Origin of the sequence: Rathayibacter sp. AY2B5 (assembly GCF_002931645.1) — a bacterium.
GTDB lineage: Bacteria > Actinomycetota > Actinomycetes > Actinomycetales > Microbacteriaceae > Rathayibacter.
Genome location: NZ_PSUE01000006.1, coordinates 172,772 through 193,429, shown reverse-complemented (window position 1 = coordinate 193,429; position 20,658 = coordinate 172,772). Strand labels below are relative to the sequence as shown.

Here is a 20,658-nt window from a genome sequence, read left to right as displayed (position 1 = left end):
GCATCAGGCTTTCGCCCATTGTGCAATATTCCCCACTGCTGCCTCCCGTAGGAGTCTGGGCCGTGTCTCAGTCCCAGTGTGGCCGGTCACCCTCTCAGGCCGGCTACCCGTCGTCGCCTTGGTGAGCCATTACCTCACCAACTAGCTGATAGGCCGCGAGTCCATCCTTGACCGAAAAACTTTCCACCCGCACCCGATGCCGGGGCAGGTCGTATCCGGTATTAGACGCCGTTTCCAGCGCTTATCCCAGAGTCAAGGGCAGGTTACTCACGTGTTACTCACCCGTTCGCCACTAATCCACCCAGCAAGCTGGGCTTCATCGTTCGACTTGCATGTGTTAAGCACGCCGCCAGCGTTCGTCCTGAGCCAGGATCAAACTCTCCGTAAAAAAATTACGACCCCCAACCCCGAAGAGAAGGAGAGTCAAGTTTGACCTCTAGCAAATAAGACATCTCTCCGACCCGAAAGCCGGAAGCTGACATCAATTTCCAAAGGAATCCCAACCCGATCCGAAGATCAAGGCCGGGGTATAAAATTGGCATTGAACATAGTGCACGCTGTTGAGTTCTCAAGAATCGGACACATCCCGCCTCCACACCAGAACGGTGCTTCACAACGAAAGTGATCGAAGTTTGCTGTACGAGGGCGTGAGCCACTCGATTTGTCTTGCTTGCCGAGACCGGTTAGGCTTGTCAGGACTGAAGTCCCGATCGCCTCCGTGGCAACTCGACTAACTTAGCACATCCGCAGGCCGTGTCAAGTCCGGCTTCTTCGTGGTGTTCGCTGCACGATCGAGGACCGCACCGCTGCACCGGGCTCGGCCGTGAGGCCTTGCAACGAAGCCGGGACCGTGTCCCGTGAAGGCTTTGCATCTTACGCTCGCGATCCCGCAGTCTTCAAGAGACGAATCTCTAACAGGCCTGGGAGCGAGGGGATGGTCCCCGCTTGAGGTGGGCCAGCTGGTCTCGACGCTCTGCGCCTGACTCCCGCTTGCCGCTCCTTTGGGGTGACGAGGAGTTACATTACGTCGGGCCTCGGCCGAGCGGCAAATCGCCTGCGTCCCGGGCGTGTCGCGATTCAGGGGCCGTGCGTCGCTGAGTGTCCGACTCGGTACCCGACACCGGCTACCGGACACCGGCTACCGGCTACCGGACACCGGACACCGGACACCGGACACCGGACACCGGACACCGGACACCGGACACCGGCTACCGGCTACCGGCTACCGGCTACCGGCTACCGGACACCGGACACCGGACACCGGACACCGGACACCGGACACCGGACACCGGACACCGGACACCGGACACCGGACACCGGACACCGGACACCGGACACGGGACACCGTGTTGATGAGACCGCCCACGCCGTCATCATCCGCGTCCGCTCGAGGAGAGCGGGCACGCGGTCAGCGGACGAAGGCCCCGGCGAAGCTCTTCTTGCCGCGACGAAGGACGGCGATCCCATCGATCAACGGGAGCTCGCCGAGCGTGACGGTCTCGGACGGGAGGGCGGTGTTGTTCACCGAGAGCCCGCCCTGGGCGAGAGCCCGCCGCGCCTCCCCCGTGCTGGCGACGAGTCCGGTCTCGACGAACGCCTGCAGCGCCGGCGTCTCCGGGGTCGCCTCCATCGAGGGCACCGCCTCGAGTGCGCCGCGGAGGATGACCGGGTCGATCCCCTCGAGCGAGCCCTTGCCGAAGAGCGCGGCCGAGGCGTCGATCACCGAGCGCGTCGCCTCCGCTCCGTGCACCAGCGACGTGACCTCCCAGGCGAGCGCGCGCTGCGCCTCCCGGCGGAACGGCTCGTCGGCAGCGGCCTTCTCCAGGCGCTCGATCTCCGTGCGCGGCAGGAAGGTGAAGATCCGCAGGCGGTCGGCGACGTCACGGTCGTCCGTGTTGACCCAGAACTGGTAGAACGCGTACGGGCTGGTGAGCTCGGAGTCGAGCCAGACGGCGTTGCCCTCGCTCTTGCCGAACTTGGTGCCGTCGGAGTTCATCACCAGCGGTGTGCCGATCGCGTGGACCGACACGCCCTCCGTGCGGTGGATCAGGTCGGTCCCGCTCGTCAGGTTGCCCCACTGGTCGCTGCCGCCGGTCTGCAGGACGCACCCGTACTGCCGGTAGAGCTCCAGGTAGTCGAGTCCCTGCAGGATCTGGTAGCTGAACTCGGTGTAGCTGATCCCCGCGTCGGAGTTGAGGCGGGCGCTGACCGCGTCCTTCTTGAGCATCGTCCCCACGCGGAAGTGCTTCCCGATCTCCCGCAGGAAGTCGATCGCCGACAGCGGAGCGGTCCAGTCGAGGTTGTTGACCAGGCGCAGCCCGTTGTCGCCGCCCGCGGGAACGAACCGGGACACCTGCGCCTGGAGGCGCTCGACCCACGCCGTCACCGTCTCGCGCGAGTTCAGCGTCCGCTCGGCCGTCGGACGCGGATCCCCGATCAGCCCGGTCGAGCCGCCGACGAGCCCGAGCGGCCGATGCCCGGCCAGCTGGAGCCGGCGCATGACGATCAGCTGCACCAGGTTCCCGAGGTGGAGGCTGGGCGCGGTCGGGTCGAAACCGCAGTAGTAGGTGATCGGCTCCCCCGACAGCAGCTCGCGCAACGCTCCCGCATCGGTCGACACGTGCACCGAGCCTCGCCAGACCAGCTCGTCCCACACGGAGTCGAAGGCGGGGTCGAGCTGCGGGCTCGTCGCGGACCCGGGGAGGTGCTGGTCGATCACCCGACCAGGCTACCGCGGCGGGAAGGAGCCGGTCTCCGGGAGTCAAGCGCACAGGCTTGATCCCGGGCGATCAAGTGCAGATACTTGATCGAGGAGGTCCGATGTTCGTCATCACCGCGGATCAGCGCGACAGCAGGCACGACCACGACCGCGTGGACCAGGCGATCGCGAGCCTGATCGACGACGGTCGGGCGTCGTTCGTCCTGCCCCCGGAGCGGACGGCGGGCGACGAGTTCCAGTGCGTGCTCGACCGGGCCGATGCCGTCGTCGCGCTCGTGCTCGAGCTGCACCGGACCGGCCACTGGAGCATCGGCCTCGGGATCGGCCTCGTCGACCGGCCACTCCCCGCGACCACGAGAGCGGCGACCGGGGAGGCGTACTTCGCGGCGCGCCGGGCGGTCGAGGCGGCGAAGGGCCGGCCGACGCGCTTCTCCCTCGATCCGGACGCACCGGGAACGGCGGCGCCGGCACCGGCGGACGTCCAGGCGCTGATCGATCCGCTCCTCCTGCTGCGCGACGCGCGCTCCGAGGCCGGCTGGCAGATCGTCGACCTGCTCGAGAGCGGCCTCTCCCAGAAGGATGCGGCCGAGCGCCTCGCCGTCAGCCCGCAGGCGGTCAGCCTCCGGGTCCGCGCGGCGAGTGCTCGAGTCGACGCTCCCGCCCGTGATGCGCTCGCGCGCCTGCTGACGGTGGTCGACCGTACGCTCGACCCCACCGACGAGAGGACACCCCGATGACGGCACCCCCCGGATCCCCCGCCCTGCTCCTCGCCTCCGCGCTGCAGTCCGCCTCGTGGACGGGCGTGGTGCTCGTGCTGCTCGCCGGACTCGCCGGTGCGATGCTGGCCGTGCGCCTGCGCCGTCCGCAGCTCGCCTGGATCCCCCTCGCGGCGGCGGCCGCCGCCTTCCTCCTCACGGCGGTCGCCGGACCGTCCGCGCCCCCGATCCACTCCGTCCTGGTGGCGGTGCCGGCCTTCGCGCTGGCGGTCGCGGGCGGCGGGCCGATCGTGCTGCTCACCCTCCGGCTCGCGACGGCCGACTCCCGCAGCGGCAGCCACGGCGGCATCATGGTCGCCGGATCCTCCCGCCCCGCCGCCGGGAGCGCGCCCTCGGCGATCGGCCAGCCGATCGAGGTGCTCCGCGGCGGGACGACGATAGGGGTTCTCGAGCGGATCGCGACGGCCGGCGCACTGATGAGCGGTCTCCCCGAGGGGATCGCGGTCGTGGTGGCGATCAAGGGCGTCGGCCGCTTCAGCGAGCTCGCCTCCCCGGAGGCGCGCGAGCGGTTCATCATCGGCACGCTGGCGAGCCTCGCCTGGTCGGCGGCTCTCGGCGTGCTCGCCCGGCTCTACCTCGCGGGCTGAGCTCCGGGCCGCCGCCGGGGCACTGCTCTCCGGTAGGGCGAGACGGTGGGGTCGCCCGGGATGCTGAAGCGCCACGGGAAGTCGTCCCCGCCGCCCGGGCCCGAGACGCCGGTGCGCGGGCCCGCCGCCACGGAGGATGGCCTCTCCCCCGGCAGCAGCTCGAACGCCGCCTCGAGCGGGTCGCCCGACTCGGTGAGACGGACTCCGAGGGCCTTCGCCAGCCGTGCGGGTCCGCGGGCCAGATCCCGGCTGCGAACGGGTCCGCGCCGGATCATCGCGAGATCCTCCCCCGATACGACCTCGCCTGCGCGCAGCAGCACCGCCGACGCCGCGCCCGCCGGGGAGCAGACGATGTTCACGCAGGTGTGCATCCCGTACGTGAAGTACGCGTACACGGACCCGGGCCGACCGAACATGGGAGCCGTCCGGGGTGTCGGTCCGCGGTGCGCATGCGAGCCCGGATCCTCACCGGTTCCGAGGTACGCCTCGACCTCGGTCAGCCGGACGCCGACCACGCCCTCCGGCGTGCGGTGCAGGAGGATGCGGCCGAGCAGCTCCGGTGCCACTTCGAGGGCCGAGCGCGCGAGGTCGGGGAGGTCGGCGCTCAGAAGAAGCTCTGGCCCGACACGAGGGTGATCACGATCACCGCGACGATGACGACTGCGGCGACGAGCACCAGAGTCCGCTGCTGCCAGGGGCGCAGCGGCGGACGGCCGTCGTCGCCCGGCGCTCCTCGAAGGGTCACGGGCGCTCCCCCCGGAGGGATCCGCGCACGACCCGGACGCGCTCGGTCAGCCGGGTGAGCTGCTCCGCGACGCGGTCGGGAGCCGTGCCGCCGACACCGTCCCGGCTCGCCACCGATCCCTCGATGCTGAGGACGGACCGCACGTCTGGAGTGAGCAGCGGCGACACCGAGGCGAGCGCGGCGTCGTCGAGATCCTCGAGCCCCCTCCCCTGCGACTCCGCCAGCTTGACCAGCTCGCCGGTGATCTCGTGGGCGTCCCGGAAGGGCACGTGCTTCTTCACGAGCCACTCGGCCACGTCGGTCGCGAGGGAGAAGCCCTGGGGCGCGAGCTCCGCCATCCGGTCGGTGTGGAAGGTGAGGGTCGCGATCATGCCGCTGAACGCGGGTAGCAGGACCTCGAGGGTCGTCACCGAGTCGAAGACCGGCTCCTTGTCCTCCTGCAGGTCGCGGTTGTAGGCGAGCGGCAGCGCCTTGAGGGTCGCGAGCAGCCCGGTGAGGTTGCCGATCAAGCGGCCGGACTTCCCCCGGGCGAGCTCGGCGATGTCGGGGTTCTTCTTCTGCGGCATGATCGAGGACCCGGTCGAGTAGCCGTCGTCGAGCGTGACGAAGGCGAACTCCCGCGTGTTCCAGAGGATGACCTCCTCCGCGATGCGCGAGACGTCGATCCCGATCATGGCGGTGACGAAGGCGAACTCGGCGACGAGGTCGCGGCTGGCCGTCCCGTCGATCGAGTTCGGCACGCTCGACGCGAAGCCGAGATCGCGGGCGACCGCCTCGGCGTCCAGGCCGAGGGTCGAGCCGGCGAGGGCGCCCGAGCCGTAGGGCGAGACGTCCGCCCGGACGGCCCAGTCCCGCAGGCGCTCCAGATCGCGCAGCAGCGCCCAGCCGTGGGCGAGCAGATGGTGCGCGAGGAGCACGGGCTGAGCGTGCTGGAGGTGGGTGCGCCCGGGCATGATCGCCGTCGGGTGCGCCGACGCCTGCGCGGCGAGGGCGTCGATGAGCTGCACCACCAGCTCCGAGACGAGCGCCGCGTGGTCGCGGAGGTACATCCGGACGAAGGTGGCGATCTGGTCGTTGCGCGAGCGCCCCGCGCGGAGCTTGCCGCCGAGCTCGGGACCGGCTTCGAGCATCAGGCCGCGCTCGAGGGCGCCGTGCACGTCCTCGTCGGACTCGTCGGCGGCGAAGCTCCCGTCGGCGACGGCAGCCTCGAGCCGGTCGAGCGCCGCGAGCATCGCGGTGAGCTCGGCGTCGTCGAGGTAGCCCGCTCCGGCGAGCGCCCGGGCGTGGGCGCGGGAGCCGGCGAGGTCGTAGGGGGCGAGCTGCCAGTCGAAGTGGGTCGACCTCGAGAGCGCGGCGAGCTCGGGCGAGGGGCCGCCGGCGAAGCGGCCGCCCCAGAGGGCTCCGGCCTCGCCCGCGCGGGCGGAGGGTCGTTCCGTCATGGTTCTCCTCGGGTTCGGCTGTCGAGTCTACTGAGCGGCGTCGGCGGTGCCGGCGCGCTCCAGGAGCCACACGAGCAGGGCCTTCTGCGCGTGCAGGCGGTTCTCCGCCTCGTCCCAGATCACGCTCTGCGGGCCGTCGATCACGTCGGCGGTCACCTCGTAGCCGCGGTCCGCGGGCAGGCAGTGCAGGAACAGCGCGTCGGGAGCGGCAGCGGCCATCGTGGCGGCGTCGACCCGGTAGGCGCCGAAGGTCGCGACGCGCGCCGCCTTCTCGTCCTCCTTGCCCATCGACACCCACGTGTCCGTGATCACGATGTCGGAGCCGGCCGCGCCCTCGTCGGGGTCGGTCGTGGTGATCGCCGATCCGCCGGTGGTCGCGGCGATGCGCTGCGCATCGGCCAGGACCGCCGCGTCCGGCGAGTACGACTCCGGGGAGACGATGCGGACGTGCATGCCGGCCGTGGCCCCCGCCAGGAGGTACGAGTGCGCCATGTTGCTCGCTCCGTCGCCGAAGAACGTGAGCGTGAGTCCCGCGAGGTGACCGCGGTGCTCGCGGATGGTCAGCAGGTCGGCGAGGAGCTGGCACGGGTGGAACTCGTCCGAGAGCGCGTTGACGACCGGCACGCGCGTGCTGCGCGCCATCTCCTCCAGGCCCGACTGCGCGTAGGTGCGCCATACGATGGCGGCGACCTGGCGCTCCAGGACCCGCGCCGTGTCGGAGGCGGTCTCCTTGCCGCCGAGCTGGCTGCTCGCGGTCGAGATGATCAGGGGGCTGCCGCCGAGATCGGCGATGCCGACCGCGAAGGAGACACGGGTGCGCGTGGAGGACTTGTCGAAGATCACGGCGACGGTCTGCGGCCCGGCGAGGGGCTTCCGGGAGAAGCGGTCGCGCTTGAGCTCGAGGGCGAGGTCGAGGATCTCGGCCTGCTCGGCGGGAGTGATGTCGTCGTCGCGGAGGAAGTGGCGGGTCACGGTGCTGGTCGCTTTCGGTGGAGGTACGGGGTCAGAGGGTCTGCAGTGCGCGGCCGAAGCGCTCGGCGAACTCGGCGACGTCGGCGGCGGTCACCACGAGCGGAGGCGCGAGCCGGATGCTCGAGTCGTTCGCCGCGTTCACGATCAGGCCGGCGTCGAGGCAGGCGGCGGCGAGCTCGGCGGCGACCGGCCGGGTCAGGGCGATGCCCAGGAGGAGGCCCGCGCCGCGGACCCCTCCGATCAGGGGCGAGTCGAGAGCGGTCAGCGCGTCGACGATCTGCGCCCCGCGCTCCCGCGCGTTGCCGAGAAGGTCGGCGCGCTCGATCTCGGCGAGCACGGCTCCGGCCACGGCGGTCGCGAGCGGATTGCCGCCGAAGGTGCTGCCGTGGTGGCCCTTCTGCAGGAGGTCGGACGCCTCGCCGAAGGTCACCAGCGCTCCGACGGGGAAGCCTCCGCCGAGCCCCTTGGCCAGGGTGACGGCGTCGGGCAGGATCCCCGCCTCCTGGTACGCGAACCAGCGTCCGGTCCGCCCGACCCCGGTCTGGATCTCGTCGACGATGAGCAACGCGGCGTGCTCGCGGGTGAGCTCACGCGCGCGCTCGAGGTAGCCGGCCGGCAGCGGGATGACCCCCGCCTCCCCCTGGATGGGCTCGACGATCAGCGCGGCGACGGACTCGTCGAGAGCCGCCTCGAGGGCCTCGATGCTCGCCTCGAGGTGCTCGACCCCTCCCGGCATCGGCTCGAACGGCGCGCGCATGGCCGCCTTGCCGGTCAGCGCGAGCGCGCCCATCGTCCGCCCGTGGAACGCGTTCTGCAGCGCCAGGACGCGGTGCCGGCCGCCGGCCGCATTCAGCCGCGCCAGCTTGAAGGCCGCCTCGTTGGCCTCGGTGCCCGAGTTGGCGAAGTAGACGCGGCCCGTCTCCCCGGCCCCGGTGAGGCGGCGCAGGGTCTCGGCCAGCTCGATCTGCGGGGCGGTCGCGAAGTAGTTGGAGACGTGGGCGAGCGCACCGGCCTGGCGCGTCACGGCCTCGACGAACACGGGATGCGCATGGCCGAGCGAGTTGACCGCGATGCCGCCGAGGAAGTCGAGGTACTCCCGCCCGTCGACGTCCCAGACCCGGCAGCCCTCGCCGCGCTCGAGCACGGCGAGCGGCGGCGCGAAGGTCTGCATCATCGCGGCGGAGTAGCGGTCGCGCGCCGAGCCGGTGCGGGACGCGGTCGTGGGGGTGGACATGGTGGCCTTTCGATCGGAGCGGTCCGGCCGCGAGGGCCGACGGTGCGCGCGTCCCGGACGGGACGGGCGCTCGGAGCCGGGGCCGCTGAGGATCAGCGGCCCGACATTCGCTCCCGGTCGCGGGGGTCGAGCGAGGCGACGACCTCGGTGCCGATGCCCTCCGAGGTGAACACCTCGAGCAGGATCGAGTGCGGGATGCGGCCGTCGATGATGGCGGCCTTGGGCACTCCCCCGCGCACGGCGTCGAGGCAGGCGGTCATCTTGGGGATCATGCCCGATTCGAGCGAGGGCAGCAGAGCCGCGAGGTCGTCCGAGCGGATGTGCGAGACGAGCGACTCGCGGTCGGGCCAGTCGGAGTAGAGGCCGGCCACGTCGGTGAGGACGACGAGCTTCTCGGCGCCGAGCGCGACGGCCAGCGCGGCGGCGGCGGCGTCGGCGTTGACGTTCAGCGACTGCGTGGGGTCGTCCGAATCGGGGGCGATCGAGGACACGACCGGGATCCGGCCGGCCTCGAGCTGAGCGAGGACGGCGGCGGGGTCCACGGCGATCACGTCTCCGACGAGTCCGAGGTCGTGCTCCTCGCCGTCGATCACGACACCGCGGCGGCGGCCGACGAAGAGGCCCGCGTCCTCACCGGAGATGCCGGCGGCGAGGGGGCCGTGCTCATTGATCCGGCGGACGATGTCGCGGCTGATGCTGCCGGTGAGCACCATCCGCACCACCTCCATCGCCTCGGGGCTCGTGACCCGGTAACCGCCCCGGAACTCGCTCTCGATCCCCAGCCGGTCGAGCATCCGCGAGATCTGGGGCCCGCCGCCGTGGACGACCACGGGGCGGATCCCGGCGTAGCGCAGGTAGACCATGTCCTGGGCGAAGGAGCGCTGCAGCTCCTCCGACACCATCGCGTTGCCGCCGAACTTGATCACCATCGTGCGCCCGTGGAAGCTCTGCAGCCAGGGCAGCGACTCGATGAGCGTCGCGGCCTTCCCGGGCGCGGCGTCGCGCTCGGCGCGGCTCTCGGCCGAGAGAGTGGTGTCGTCGCTCATGGCCGCCTCAGCTCGAGTACGCGGAGTTCTCGTGCACGTAGTCGTGCGTGAGGTCGTTGGTCCAGATCGTGGCCGTCGCGTCGCCGGCGTGCAGGTCGATGTCGACGGCGACCTCCCGAGGGGCGAGGTCGACGAGGTCGCGGCTCTCGTGCGGCTCGCCCGCGAGGCAGACCTGCACCCCGTTCATCGCGACGTCGATGCCGTACGGGTCGAACTGCGCATCGGTCGTGCCCACGGCGGCGAGGACGCGGCCCCAGTTGGGATCCTTGCCGAAGATCGCGGCCTTGAACAGGTTGCTGCGGGAGACGGCGCGGGCGACGACCACGGCCTCGTCCTCGGTCGCGGCGTTCAGCACGCGGATCGCGACGTCGTGGGCGGCGCCCTCCGCATCCGCCTGCAGCTGCAGGGTGAGGTCGCGGCAGACCGCGGTCAGGGCCGCGGTGAACTCGTCGGCGTCGGCCTCGACGCCGCTGGCGCCGCTCGCGAGCAGTGCGACGGTGTCGTTCGTCGACATGCAGCCGTCCGAGTCGAGGCGGTCGAAGGTGACGCGGGTCGCGGCACGCAGGGCGGTGTCGAGAGCGGCGGACTCGAGGGCCGCGTCGGTCGTGATCACGACCAGCATCGTCGCCAGACCCGGCGCGAGCATCCCGGCGCCCTTGGCCATGCCGCCGATGCTCCAGCCCTGCTCGGAACGGACCACCGCCTGCTTCGGGACCGTGTCGGTGGTCATGATCGCGCGGGCGGCCGCCTCGCCCGCCTCGGGTCCCCCGGCGAGCTCGGCGGAGGCGCCGGTCACGCCGGCGGTGAGCTTCGCGAGGTCGAGCTGGTCGCCGATCAGCCCGGTGGAGCACACCAGCACGTCGCCGGCGGACACCTCGAGGCTCTCGCCCACGAGCTCCGCGGTGCGGTGGGTGACCTGGAAGCCCTGAGCACCCGTGTAGCAGTTGGCGCCGCCGGAGTTGAGGACGATCGCCGAGACGACGCCGTCGCGCATCACCTGCTCGCTCCAGAGGACGGGGTTCGCCTTGCAGCGGTTGCTCGTGAAGACCGCGGCGGCGCTCTGCAGCGGGCCGAGGTTCTGCACGAGCGCGACGTCGCGCGCTCCGGTCGACTTCAGCCCGGCGACGACTCCGGCCGCCCGGAACCCTGCTGCTGCGGTGACGCTCACGGCGCGACTCCGTTCACGCTCAGGCCGAGGGACTCCGGGAGTCCCAGGGCGATGTTGGTGGACTGGACGGCCGCGCCCGCGGTGCCCTTGACCAGGTTGTCGATGGCCGAGACGACCACGACGCGGCGGGCCCGCTCGTCCACGGCGAGTCCGATCAGAGCGGTGTTCGCCCCCACCACGTCGGCCGTCCGGGGGAAGGAGCCCTCCGGGAGCAGCTGGACGAAGGTCTCGTCGCCGTAGGCGGTCTCCCACGCGGCGCGCACGTCCTGCGCGGAGACGCCGGGGGCGAGGCGCGCGGTCGAGGTCGCCAGGATGCCCCGGGACATCGGCACGAGGACCGGGGTGAACGAGATCGAGACGGATCCGGCTCCGGCGAGCAGGAGGTTCTGCCGGATCTCGGGATTGTGGCGGTGCACTCCGCCGAGGCCGTAGGCGTGCGCGGAGCCGAGGAGCTCGCTGGCGAGGAGGTCGGTCCGCAGGCTCTTGCCCGCACCCGAGGGGCCGACGGCGAGGACCGCGACGAGGTCCGACGACTCGATCACTCCGGCGTGCAGGCCGGGGGCCAGGCCGAGCGTGATCGCCGTGACGTTGCAGCCGGGGACGGCGATGCGCCGCACTCCGGCGAGCGCCTCGCGCTGCTTGCGTCCGCCGCCGCCGATCAGCAGCTCCGGGAGCCCGTAGGGCCAGGCCCCGGCGAAGTCGCCCCCGTAGAAGTCGGCCCAGTCCTGCGGGTCGGTCAACCGGTGGTCGGCGCCGCAGTCGACGACGAGGACGTCCTCGGGGAGGGTCGCGGTGATCTCGCCCGACTTCCCGTGCGGGAGGGCGAGGAAGACGACGTCGTGCCCGGCGAGGTTCCCGGTCGTCGTGTCGACGAGGACGAGGTCGCGGAGCGAGCGGAGGTGCGGGTGCACGGCGACGAGGGGCTGACCCGCGTTGGCGTGCGCCGTCACCGTGCGCACCTCGAACTCGGGGTGGTCGGCGAGCAGTCGCAGCAGCTCGCCGCCCGCGTAGCCGCTCGCACCGGCCACCGCCACGGAGAAAGTCATGCCCGAGAGCCTAGCCGGTGCGGGTGCGGGGCCCCGCCCGGCCGAACCGGACGGGACCCCCGGCCTCACTCGCGGAGTCGGGCGCCGAAGCGCTCCGCCGCCACGGCCACGCCGTTCTCCTTCGCGGCCGTCGCCTCGGCCGCGGTGAGCGTGCGGTCCGGCGCGCGGAAGCGCAGCGCGAAGGTCAGCGACTTCGTCCCCTCGGCGAGCCCGGTGCCGCGGTAGTCGTCGACCAGGCGGATCGCCTCGAGCAGCTCGCCCGCCCCCTCGGCGACGGCGGCACGCACCTCGGCGGCCGCGGTGCCGACCGGCACGACGAGCGAGAGGTCCTGGGTCGCGGCGGGCAGCGCGCCCACCGGGCGGGCCACGACGACCCTCCCGGCCCGCGCGAGCAGCGGCTCCAGGTCGAGCTCGACCACGGCGACGCGGCGCGGCAGGTCGAGCTCCTCGGCGAGCGCCGGGAGCAGCTCCCCCGCGTGGCCGATGACCGCGCCGTCGAGGACGACCTCGGCGGTGCGGCCCGGGTGCAGCGCGGCGTGGGCCCCCTGGCGCAGCACCAGCTCGGTGCCGGTCGCCGCGGAGACCTCGCGGACCACGTCGAGGGCGTCGCGCCAGTCGACGTCACGCCCGGCGACACCGGGCTGGCGCACGACGGCGGCACCCGTGAGCAGTGCCGCGAGGTGCCGCGGCTGCGGTGGGATGCCCGCGTTCAGCTCGGCCTCGACCTCCGCGGACGGACGCGCCCCGCCCGCAGGGAGCGCCCCCGAGCCGAACGGGCCGCCGGCGGCCGGGAGGAAGACGGAGCCGAGCTCGTAGACCGCGAGATCCGTCAGGCCGCGCGAGCGGTTGCGGGCCGCGACCTGCACGAGACCCGGCAGCAGCGAGATGCGCAGCTGGCCCGCGGTCGCGTCGAGCGGGTTCGCGAGCGTGATCTGCTCCTGCGGCTCCCCGTCGACCGAGCCGAGCCGGTCGTTGATCGAGCGCGAGAGGAACGGGTACGAGAGCACCTCGGTCAGACCCGCGGCGGCGAGCGCCTGGGCGAGAGTGCGGCGCAGCCTCTGGCCCGGGGTCAGACCGCGGCCGGGAGGCGCGACGGGCAGGATCGCCGGGATGCGGTCGTACCCGGTGATGCGGGCGACCTCCTCCGCGAGCGAGGCGCGGTCGACGAGGTCCGGGCGCCAGCTCGGCGGAGTCACCAGCAGGCCCGCTCCGCCGGCCTCGACGGAGGCGCCGATCTCGACGAGCGCGCCGCGGATCTCTTCCGGGGTGTACTCCACGCCGATGAGGCCTGCGACGTAGCCGTCCGGCAGCTCGACCGGCTCCGCCGTGCGCGGGTCGGCCAGGACCGAGCCGAGCTCGTCCGCCGTGCCGCCGGCGAGCTCCACGAGCAGCTGCACCGCCCGGGCCGCGGCGACCGAGGCCACCTCGGGGTCGACGCCGCGCTCGAAGCGCCGCGACGCCTCGCTCGGCAGCTTGTGCCGGCGAGCCGTCCGGGCGATCGAGACCGGGTCGAAGTTCGCCGCCTCGAGCAGGACGTCGGACGTGGCGTCCGAGATCTCGGTGCGCGCGCCCCCCATCACTCCGGCGAGGCCGATCGCCCCGCCGTCGTCGGCGATGACGAGGTCCTCCGCGTGCAGGCGCCGGGTCTGGCCGTCGAGCGTCTCGAGGGTCTCCCCCGGTGCGGCGCGGCGCACCACGATGCCGCCCTGCAGGGTCGCCAGGTCGTAGCCGTGCAGCGGCTGGCCCAGCTCGAACATCACGTAGTTGGTGATGTCCACGACGAGCGAGATCGAGCGGACGCCGGCCAGTCGCAGTCGCGCGAGCATCCACGGCGGCGTCGGTCGTGAGACGTCGACGCCCCGAACGACGCGCGTGACGAACACGGAGGCGCCGACACGGCCGCGGATCGGCGCCTCGTCGGCCACGGACACGGGGAAGACGGGCGCTGTCTCCGTGCGCTCGTGCGGAGGGAGCGCCTGAGCGGGGTCGCGGAAGGCGGCTCCGGTGGCGTGGGCGTACTCGCGGGCGATGCCACGGATCGAGAAGGCGTAGCCGCGGTCGGGCGTCACGTTGACCTCGACCGCGGCGTCGTCGAGACCGAGGAGCGCGACGGCGTCCGTGCCCGGCTCCGGGTCGAGCCCGAGCGAGGCGAGGCGGAGGATGCCCTCGTGGTCGTCCCCGAGGCCGAGCTCGCGGCTCGAGGCGATCATCCCGTCGGACACGTGCCCGTAGGTCTTCCGCGCGGAGATCGGGAACGGCCCGGGCAGGACCGCGCCCGGCAGGGACACGACGACCTTGTCGCCGGCCGCGAAGTTGTGGGCTCCGCAGACGATGCCGCGGACGTCCTCTCCGCCGTCGGCGGCCCGCCCGCCCTCCGGAGCCACGCGGACGTGGCACCAGTTGATGGTCTTGCCGTTCTTCTGCGGCTCCGAAGCGAGGTCGAGCACCTCGCCGACGACGACGGGGCCGGTCACCTCGAAGCGGTGGACGTCCTCCTCCTCCAGGCCGACCGACACCAGGGCCGCGTGCACGGACTCCGTCGTGACGTCCTGCTCGAGGTCGACGTACTCCCCCAGCCAGCTCAGCGGGATGCGCATCAGATCACCATCCCGTACTGCTCGCTGAAGCGGACGTCGCCCTCGACCATGTCGCGCATGTCCTTCACGTCGTTGCGGAACATCAGGGTCCGCTCGATCCCCATGCCGAAGGCGAATCCGGAGTACTCCTCCGGGTCGATCCCGGCCGCGCGCAGCACGTTCGGATTCACCATGCCGCAGCCGCCCCACTCGATCCAGCGGGCACCGCCGACGAAGGTCGGGTGCCAGACGTCCAGCTCGGCGCTGGGCTCGGTGAAGGGGAAGTAGTTCGGGCGCAGGCGGATGCGCGCGTCGTCGCCGAAGAGGATCCGCGCGACGTGCTCGAGGGTGCCGCGCAGGTGCGCCATGGTCAGGCCGCGGTCGACGGCGAGGCCCTCGAACTGCGTGAACACGGGCGTGTGCGTCGCGTCGAGCTCGTCGGTGCGGTACACCCGTCCGGGAGCGATCACGTAGAGCGGCAGCGGGCGCTCGAGCATCGAGCGGATCTGCACCGGCGAGGTGTGCGTGCGCAGCACCAGGTGCGAGTCGACGGGGTCGACGAAGAAGGTGTCCTGCATGGCTCGGGCCGGGTGGTCCTCGTCGAAGTTCAGGGCGTCGAAGTTGAACCACTCGTTCTCGAGCTCCGGCCCCTCCGCGATCTCCCAGCCCATCCCGACGAACACGTCGGCGATCGACTCCTGGAGCAGCGAGAGAGGGTGGCGGGCGCCGCGGCGCACGAAGCTGGCACCGGCGGTGACGTCCACGCGCTCGGCCTCGAGCGCGGCCGCGTCCTCGGCCTCGACGAGCTCGGCCTCGCGGGCGGCGAAGGCGTCGCCCACCTGCTTGCGGGCACCGCCGACGAGCTTGCCGGACGCCGCCTTGTGCTCGGGCGGGACGGAGCGCATCTGCGCGTTGAGGCGGGCGAGGGCGGACCCCTCGCCGAGGTGGGCGGCTCGGGCGGACTTCAGAGCGGTGGAGTCGCCCGCCGCGCCGATGGCGGCGAGGGCGTCGGCGACCGCCGCGGAGACGGCCTCATCGGTGATCGGGTTGCTGTCTGACACGATCCCCCAGTGTAGGCGAGGGCCTCCGCCCCCTCCCGCCGCCCGCGCGCGGCGCTCGTCGCGCTCGCCCGCGACCGGCCCCCGTCTGCGCCGACGGCCCTCGAAGCCCCGCCACCGGCGCTGCTCGACCAGCAGGGGCGGGTTCTCGCTACGCCGGGGTCGGAGGCTGCTCGACCGGCAGGAAGCTGGGCGCCGCCGGACGGGAAGACGCCCGGACCGATCGCGACTCCCCGATCACCACCGCCTCCGCGTCGACGACGCCGGAGCGGAGCACCACCGCTCGATGCGCTGAGCGATCGCCGGACCCTCGAGGCGAACGGAGGAATCGCGTGCGAGCGATTCCTCCTGGCCGGACGCAGGACGCTCTGCGGAACCCGACCCGTCGGGAAGCCGACCGCGGTGAGGATCGCCCTCGGGCGATCCTCACAGTTCAATCCTGCACAGCGATCAGCTGCGTGTCCGTCTGCGCGCGGGCTGCAGGGTGGCCGCCGATGGTGCGGCCGCCGCGTCCGCCGCTCTTCGTGCGGATCTCGATCCACTTCGCCAGCCCCGAGAGGAGGAGGCAGATGCCGATGTAGATCGCTCCGATGACGATCGCCGCCGGGATGATCGGGCTGTCGAGGCTCGACTGGTTGCCCAGGTAGCGCGCGTAGTACAGCAGCTCGTTGTAGGTGATGATCGAGCCGAGCGCCGTGTCCTTGAGGGCGACGACGAGCTGGGCGATGATCACGGGCAGCATCGAGCGGATCGCCTGGGGGAACAGGATGAGCCGCATCACGCCGGACTTGCGCAGGCCGATCGCGTAGCCCGCCTCCTTCTGTCCTCGCGGGAGGGCTTCGATGCCGGCGCGGAAGATCTCGGAGAAGACGGAGCCGTTGTAGAGGGTCAGGGCGATGACGACGGCGAGGTAGGGGCTGAGCTTGAGGCCCGCGAACGGCAGCCCGTAGTACATCAGCATCATCAGGATCAGGACGGGGATCGCCCGGAACAGCTCGATGAAGAGCGTGACGGGGACGTTGATCCAGCGCCGGTCCGAGAGCCGGCCGATCGCCAGGAGGAGGCCGAGGACGAGGCTGGCGACGCCCGCCGTGGCGAAGGCCGCGAGCGTGCGGCCGAGGGCGCCGCCGATGCTCTGCCAGACCAGCGGGTAGCCGAACGCGCGCCACTTGGTGGCGTCGAACTGGCCGGACTCCGCGAAGCGCCAGACCACGAAGCCGAGGAACGCCGCGATCAGCAGGACGACGACGACGCCGATGACGCGGTTGCGCACGACGGCCCGGGGGCCGGGGTTGTCGAAGAGGACGGAGCTCATCGGGCGACCCTCCACTTCTTCTCGAGCTGACGTTGGACGAGCGAGAGCAGGGTGACCAGGACCACGAAGACCAGGGCCACCCAGAGGACGACGATGAGGCTGTTCTCGCCGCGCTCGTTGAGGACGCGGACGATGGTGCCCGCCTCCGCGACCGAGAAGCCGGCGGCGACGGTGGTGTTCTTCAGCAGCGCGATCAGGACGCTCATGAGCGGCGGGATCACGGAGCGGAAGGCCTGGGGCAGGACGACCTGCGTCATGGTGAGGCCGAAGTCGAGGCCGATCGCGCGGGCGGCCTCGGCCTGGCCGATCGGCACGGTGTTGATGCCCGAGCGCAGCACCTCCGCGACGTAGGTCGCGGTGTAGAGGCTGAGGGCGCAGATCGCCAGGTTCGTGTAGTCCACCTGCGGCAGGTCGAGCTTGGGGTAGCCGAAGGCGAAGAAGAACATCACCAGCGTGAGCGGGGTGTTCCGGATGGTGTTCACGTACACCGTGCCGACCGCGCGGGCGATCGGGACGGGCGAGACGCGCATCGCGCCGACCACCGTGCCGATCAGCAGGGCGAACACGAGCGAGACGCTGAAGAGGATCAGGGTGTTGCCGAAGGCCGGGACGTAGACGTCGAGGTTGTTCAACAGGACATCCATGCGGCTGGCCCTTCTGTCGGAGCGGTGGTGGTGGTCGAGGAGAGGGGACCCCCGGGCGGCGGTCGGGCCGCCCGGGGCGCCTCCTAGTAGTCGTTCACCGCCGGCTGGGTGACGGTCGTGCCGGACTGGCCGAGCGTCTCGTCGTAGATGGCGCTCCAGGTCTCGCCGCCGTCGGTCAGCATGCCGTTGACGAAGTGGCGCAGGGCGTCGTCGTCCTTGGGCAGGCCGATTCCGTACAGCTCGGTGCTGAAGGGCTCGCCGACGACCTTGAGCTCGTCGGGCCGCTGAGCGGCGTAGCCGATCAGGATCGCGCCGTCGGTGGTGACGGCGTCGACGGTGCCGTCGGCGAGGGCGTCCACGCACTGCGAGTACGTGTCGAACTCCTCGGTCTTCACCTCGGGGTAGTTGGTGCGGATGTTCTGGATCGGGGTGGAGCCGGTGGCCGAGCACACCGTGGTGTCGGCGGTGAGGTCGTCCGGTCCGGTGATCGTGTCGTTGTCGGCCGCGACGAGCAGCTGCTGGCCGGTCTCGAAGTAGGGTCCGGCGAAGCCGACCTGCTCCTTGCGCTTGTCGGTGATCGAGTAGGTGCCGACGTAGTAGTCGATGTCGCCGTTCACGATCGACGCCTCGCGGTTGGCCGACGGGATCGCCTTGAACTCGATGGCGTCGGCCGCGAAGCCGAGCGAGGCGGCGGTCCACTTCGCGATCTCGATGTCGAACCCGGAGCGCTCGCCGGTCGCCGCGTCGAGGTAGCCCAGCCCGGGCTGATCCTCCTTGACGCCGATGACGACCTTGCCGTCCGCGGTCATCGCGTCGAAGGTCGGGCTGCCCTCGAGAGTGACGTCGGAGGCGACCTCGTACGCGGAGGTCCCTCCCTCGGAGCCTCCACCGGCGCCGCCGCCGGCGGTTCCGGAGTCGCCGGAGCAGCCGGCGAGGGCGAGGGTCGCTGCTGCGAGTCCCGCGGTCATGAACATGAGCCTGGTGCGCATGATCGTCCTTCCTGGGGTTCGGCCCGCCGGAGCGGGCGATGTCGGGTCGGCTCCCGGGTCACGGGTCCGACCTGCCTGGTGGCTGCGGATCGCGCTTCTAGTGCGTGATGAGCTTGGAGAGGAAGTCCTTGGCCCGGTCGGTGCGGGGCGCGGTGAAGAACGACTCCGGGTCGGTGTCCTCGAGGATCTCGCCGTCGGCCATGAACACGACGCGATCGGCGGCCTTCCGGGCGAAGCCCATCTCGTGGGTGACGACGATCATCGTCATCCCGTCCTTGGCGAGCCCGACCATCACGTCCAGGACCTCGTTGATCATCTCGGGGTCGAGCGCCGAGGTCGGCTCGTCGAAGAGCATCACCTTGGGCTTCATCGCCAGCGCCCGCGCGATCGCGACGCGCTGCTGCTGCCCGCCGGAGAGCTGGGCCGGGGTCTTGGCGGCCTGGTGGCCGACGCCGACCCGGTCGAGCAGTGCCGTGGCCTGGGCCTCCGCGTCCTTGCGGGAGAGCCCGCGGACCTTGATCGGGCCGAGGGTGACGTTCTCGAGGATCGTCTTGTGCGCGAAGAGGTTGAACGACTGGAAGACCATCCCGACGTCGGCGCGGAGCGCGGCGAGGCCCTTGCCCTCCTCCGGGAGCTTCTGACCGTCGATGGTGATGGTGCCGCCCGAGATCGTCTCGAGCCGGTTGACCGTGCGGCAGAGCGTCGACTTGCCGGATCCGGAGGGGCCGAGGACCACGACGACCTCGCCCCGGTGCACCGTCAGATCGATGTCCTTCAGAGCCTGGAAGTCGCCGTAGTGCTTCTGCACCCCGGAGAGGACGACGAGGGGTTCACCGGCGGGAGCGGCGGCGCGCTCGTCTTGCGGGGCTGTGACCATGCCGTCAGAGAAGCACACGGGGATGGGCCGGTCAAATCATGAGGGAATTCTTAACCGAAGGGTAACAACGCGCCCTGTTCTCCAGGTTCGCGGCACCCTCGGCCCGGTTCCTCTCAGGAACGCAGCGCGAAGGCGCTCTCGTACAGGCAGACGGAGGCCGCGGTCGCGAGGTTGAGCGACTCCGCCGCCCCGTAGATGGGCACCGCGACCACGCCGTCGACGAGGGCGAGCGACTCCTCCTCGAGGCCGCGCGCCTCGTTGCCGAAGACCCAGACGGTCGGCTGGGCGAGGTCCCCGCGGGCGCGGACGTCGAGCAGGTCCTCCCCCTTCACGTCGGCCGCGACGGAGCGCAGTCCCACGCCGCGGAGCCGGCCCAGCACGTCGGCGAGGTCGGCGCCGACCGCGACCGGGAGGTGGAAGAGCGAGCCGGTCGTGGAGCGCACGACCTTGGGGTTGTAGAGGTCGACCGAGCGGCCGGACAGCACGACCGCGTCAGCGCCGGCGGCGTCGGCGGCACGGATGATCGTGCCGAGATTGCCCGGATCGCGGACCTCCTCGAGCACCGCCACGAGGCGCGGCTCGGAGGCGACGACGTCCTTGAGCGACGTGGGGAACTGACGGCAGACCGCGACGAAGCCCTGCGGAGTGACGGTGTCGGCCATCGCGTCGAGGACGTCCTCGGTCACGTACTCGATCTCCACCTCCGCCTCGGCGGCCGCGGCGACGATCTCGGGGTGCCGCTCCAGAGCGGTCGGAGTCGCGAACGACTCGACGATCAGCTCCGGGCGGTACTGCAGAGCCTCGGAGAGTGCCTGCGGGCCCTCGAGGAGGAAGAGCCCCGTCTCGAGCCGGGCCGGGCGGCGGGTGAGCTTCGCCACGGAGCGGACACGGGGAGAGCGGGGGTTGTCGAGCATGCGGCGAGCCTATCGGCGCGGTGATCGCCGCCCCCGCAGACACGGCGCGGGAGGGCCCTCGAACGACGGAGGGGGCCGCGACCTCTCGGTCGCGACCCCCTCCGGGAAGCCGTGCTGACTACGCTGCGGCCTTGGGCGCCGAGGTGTCGGCGGGCAGCGCGCTCTTCGCGGTCGCGACGAGCGAGGCGAACGTGGCCGGCTCGGTGATCGCGAGGTCCGCGAGGATGCGGCGGTCGACCTGGACGCCGGCCAGGGCGAGGCCCTGGATGAAGCGGTTGTAGGTCAGGCCGTTCGCGCGGGACGCGGCGTTGATGCGCTGGATCCAGAGACGACGGAACTCGCCCTTCTTGGCGCGGCGGTCGCGGTACGAGTAGACGAGGGAGTGGGTGACCTGCTCCTTCGCCTTGCGGTAGAGGCGCGACCGCTGGCCGCGGTAGCCCGAGGCGCGCTCGAGGATGACGCGACGCTTCTTGTGGGCGTTGACGGCCCTCTTCACTCTTGCCATTGCTGTTTCTTCCTATCGATCCGTGTCGGCTGAGTAGCGACCACGCGG

19 protein-coding genes and 1 rRNA gene are annotated in these 20,658 nt (G+C 71.6%); 2 read left to right on the top strand and 18 right to left on the bottom strand.

Annotation, left to right across the window (positions count from 1 at the left end; translation table 11 throughout):
- Positions 1–388: ribosomal RNA gene (locus C5C30_RS06765) — 16S ribosomal RNA — on the bottom strand; the annotation flags it as partial.
- A gap of 1,020 nt (positions 389–1,408) precedes the next feature.
- A complete protein-coding gene (tyrS, locus tag C5C30_RS06760) occupies positions 1,409–2,719 on the bottom strand; it encodes a tyrosine--tRNA ligase (RefSeq protein ID WP_104250196.1) in 1,311 nt (436 codons plus the stop codon).
- Positions 2,720–2,820: 101 nt separating this feature from the next.
- On the opposite strand from tyrS, the gene C5C30_RS06755 reads away from it, so the two are divergent.
- Complete coding sequence (locus tag C5C30_RS06755) at positions 2,821–3,456, top strand: DNA-binding protein (protein WP_104333400.1); 636 nt, start codon at positions 2,821–2,823, stop codon at positions 3,454–3,456.
- The gene (locus C5C30_RS06750; protein WP_104333399.1) at positions 3,453–4,082 is read left to right on the top strand and encodes a hypothetical protein; all 630 of its coding nucleotides are present in this window, start codon (positions 3,453–3,455) and stop codon (positions 4,080–4,082) included. The genes C5C30_RS06755 and C5C30_RS06750 overlap by 4 nt, the downstream gene beginning before the upstream one ends.
- Here C5C30_RS06750 and C5C30_RS06745 read toward each other — a convergent pair.
- The 16 genes from C5C30_RS06745 to rplT all read right to left on the bottom strand — a co-directional run bounded on the left by C5C30_RS06745 (position 4,067) and on the right by rplT (position 20,610).
- Complete coding sequence (locus C5C30_RS06745; RefSeq protein ID WP_104333398.1) at positions 4,067–4,690, bottom strand: DNA-3-methyladenine glycosylase; 624 nt, start codon at positions 4,688–4,690, stop codon at positions 4,067–4,069. The genes C5C30_RS06750 and C5C30_RS06745 overlap by 16 nt on opposite strands.
- Complete coding sequence (locus tag C5C30_RS17620) at positions 4,687–4,827, bottom strand: hypothetical protein (RefSeq protein ID WP_160034127.1); 141 nt, start codon at positions 4,825–4,827, stop codon at positions 4,687–4,689. Before C5C30_RS17620 ends, C5C30_RS06745 begins: the two co-directional genes overlap by 4 nt.
- Positions 4,824–6,266 carry an argininosuccinate lyase gene (gene argH / locus C5C30_RS06740; protein WP_104333397.1) on the bottom strand — a complete coding sequence of 481 codons (1,443 nt, stop codon included), beginning with the start codon at positions 6,264–6,266 and terminating at the stop codon, positions 4,824–4,826. Before argH ends, C5C30_RS17620 begins: the two co-directional genes overlap by 4 nt.
- A 27-nt stretch (positions 6,267–6,293) precedes the next feature.
- Positions 6,294–7,238: an ornithine carbamoyltransferase gene (gene argF, locus C5C30_RS06735; RefSeq protein ID WP_104238645.1), complete on the bottom strand. Its 945-nt coding sequence runs from the start codon at positions 7,236–7,238 to the stop codon at positions 6,294–6,296.
- Between the two features lie 31 nt (positions 7,239–7,269).
- Positions 7,270–8,472, bottom strand: a complete 1,203-nt coding sequence (locus C5C30_RS06730) for an acetylornithine transaminase (RefSeq protein WP_104333396.1) — start codon at positions 8,470–8,472, stop codon at positions 7,270–7,272.
- A gap of 92 nt (positions 8,473–8,564) precedes the next feature.
- On the bottom strand, positions 8,565–9,518 hold the full coding sequence (gene argB, locus C5C30_RS06725) for an acetylglutamate kinase (RefSeq protein ID WP_104224497.1): 954 nt from the start codon (positions 9,516–9,518) through the stop codon (positions 8,565–8,567).
- 7 nt (positions 9,519–9,525) lie between these two features.
- On the bottom strand, positions 9,526–10,686 hold the full coding sequence (argJ, locus tag C5C30_RS06720; protein WP_104255576.1) for a bifunctional glutamate N-acetyltransferase/amino-acid acetyltransferase ArgJ: 1,161 nt from the start codon (positions 10,684–10,686) through the stop codon (positions 9,526–9,528).
- Entirely contained in the window at positions 10,683–11,732 is a 1,050-nt protein-coding gene (gene argC / locus C5C30_RS06715; RefSeq protein WP_104283775.1) for an N-acetyl-gamma-glutamyl-phosphate reductase, read from the bottom strand. Before argC ends, argJ begins: the two co-directional genes overlap by 4 nt.
- 65 nt (positions 11,733–11,797) lie before the next feature.
- A complete protein-coding gene (pheT, locus tag C5C30_RS06710; RefSeq protein WP_104333395.1) occupies positions 11,798–14,329 on the bottom strand; it encodes a phenylalanine--tRNA ligase subunit beta in 2,532 nt (843 codons plus the stop codon).
- Positions 14,329–15,369 carry a phenylalanine--tRNA ligase subunit alpha gene (pheS, locus tag C5C30_RS06705; RefSeq protein WP_104333394.1) on the bottom strand — a complete coding sequence of 347 codons (1,041 nt, stop codon included), beginning with the start codon at positions 15,367–15,369 and terminating at the stop codon, positions 14,329–14,331. Before pheS ends, pheT begins: the two co-directional genes overlap by 1 nt.
- A 430-nt stretch (positions 15,370–15,799) precedes the next feature.
- The gene (locus tag C5C30_RS06700) at positions 15,800–16,681 is read right to left on the bottom strand and encodes an amino acid ABC transporter permease (protein WP_104333393.1); all 882 of its coding nucleotides are present in this window, start codon (positions 16,679–16,681) and stop codon (positions 15,800–15,802) included.
- Positions 16,678–17,325, bottom strand: coding sequence for an amino acid ABC transporter permease (locus tag C5C30_RS06695; RefSeq protein ID WP_104224491.1), 648 nt, complete (start codon positions 17,323–17,325; stop codon positions 16,678–16,680). Before C5C30_RS06695 ends, C5C30_RS06700 begins: the two co-directional genes overlap by 4 nt.
- Positions 17,326–17,408: 83 nt before the next feature.
- A complete protein-coding gene (locus C5C30_RS06690) occupies positions 17,409–18,314 on the bottom strand; it encodes a glutamate ABC transporter substrate-binding protein (protein WP_181073455.1) in 906 nt (301 codons plus the stop codon).
- A 97-nt stretch (positions 18,315–18,411) separates the two neighbouring features.
- Positions 18,412–19,191: an amino acid ABC transporter ATP-binding protein gene (locus tag C5C30_RS06685; RefSeq protein WP_104224489.1), complete on the bottom strand. Its 780-nt coding sequence runs from the start codon at positions 19,189–19,191 to the stop codon at positions 18,412–18,414.
- 113 nt (positions 19,192–19,304) lie between these two features.
- The gene (locus tag C5C30_RS06680; RefSeq protein ID WP_104226312.1) at positions 19,305–20,105 is read right to left on the bottom strand and encodes an RNA methyltransferase; all 801 of its coding nucleotides are present in this window, start codon (positions 20,103–20,105) and stop codon (positions 19,305–19,307) included.
- A 118-nt stretch (positions 20,106–20,223) separates the two neighbouring features.
- Positions 20,224–20,610, bottom strand: coding sequence for a 50S ribosomal protein L20 (gene rplT, locus C5C30_RS06675; RefSeq protein WP_104224487.1), 387 nt, complete (start codon positions 20,608–20,610; stop codon positions 20,224–20,226).
- Positions 20,611–20,658 lie beyond the last annotated feature (48 nt).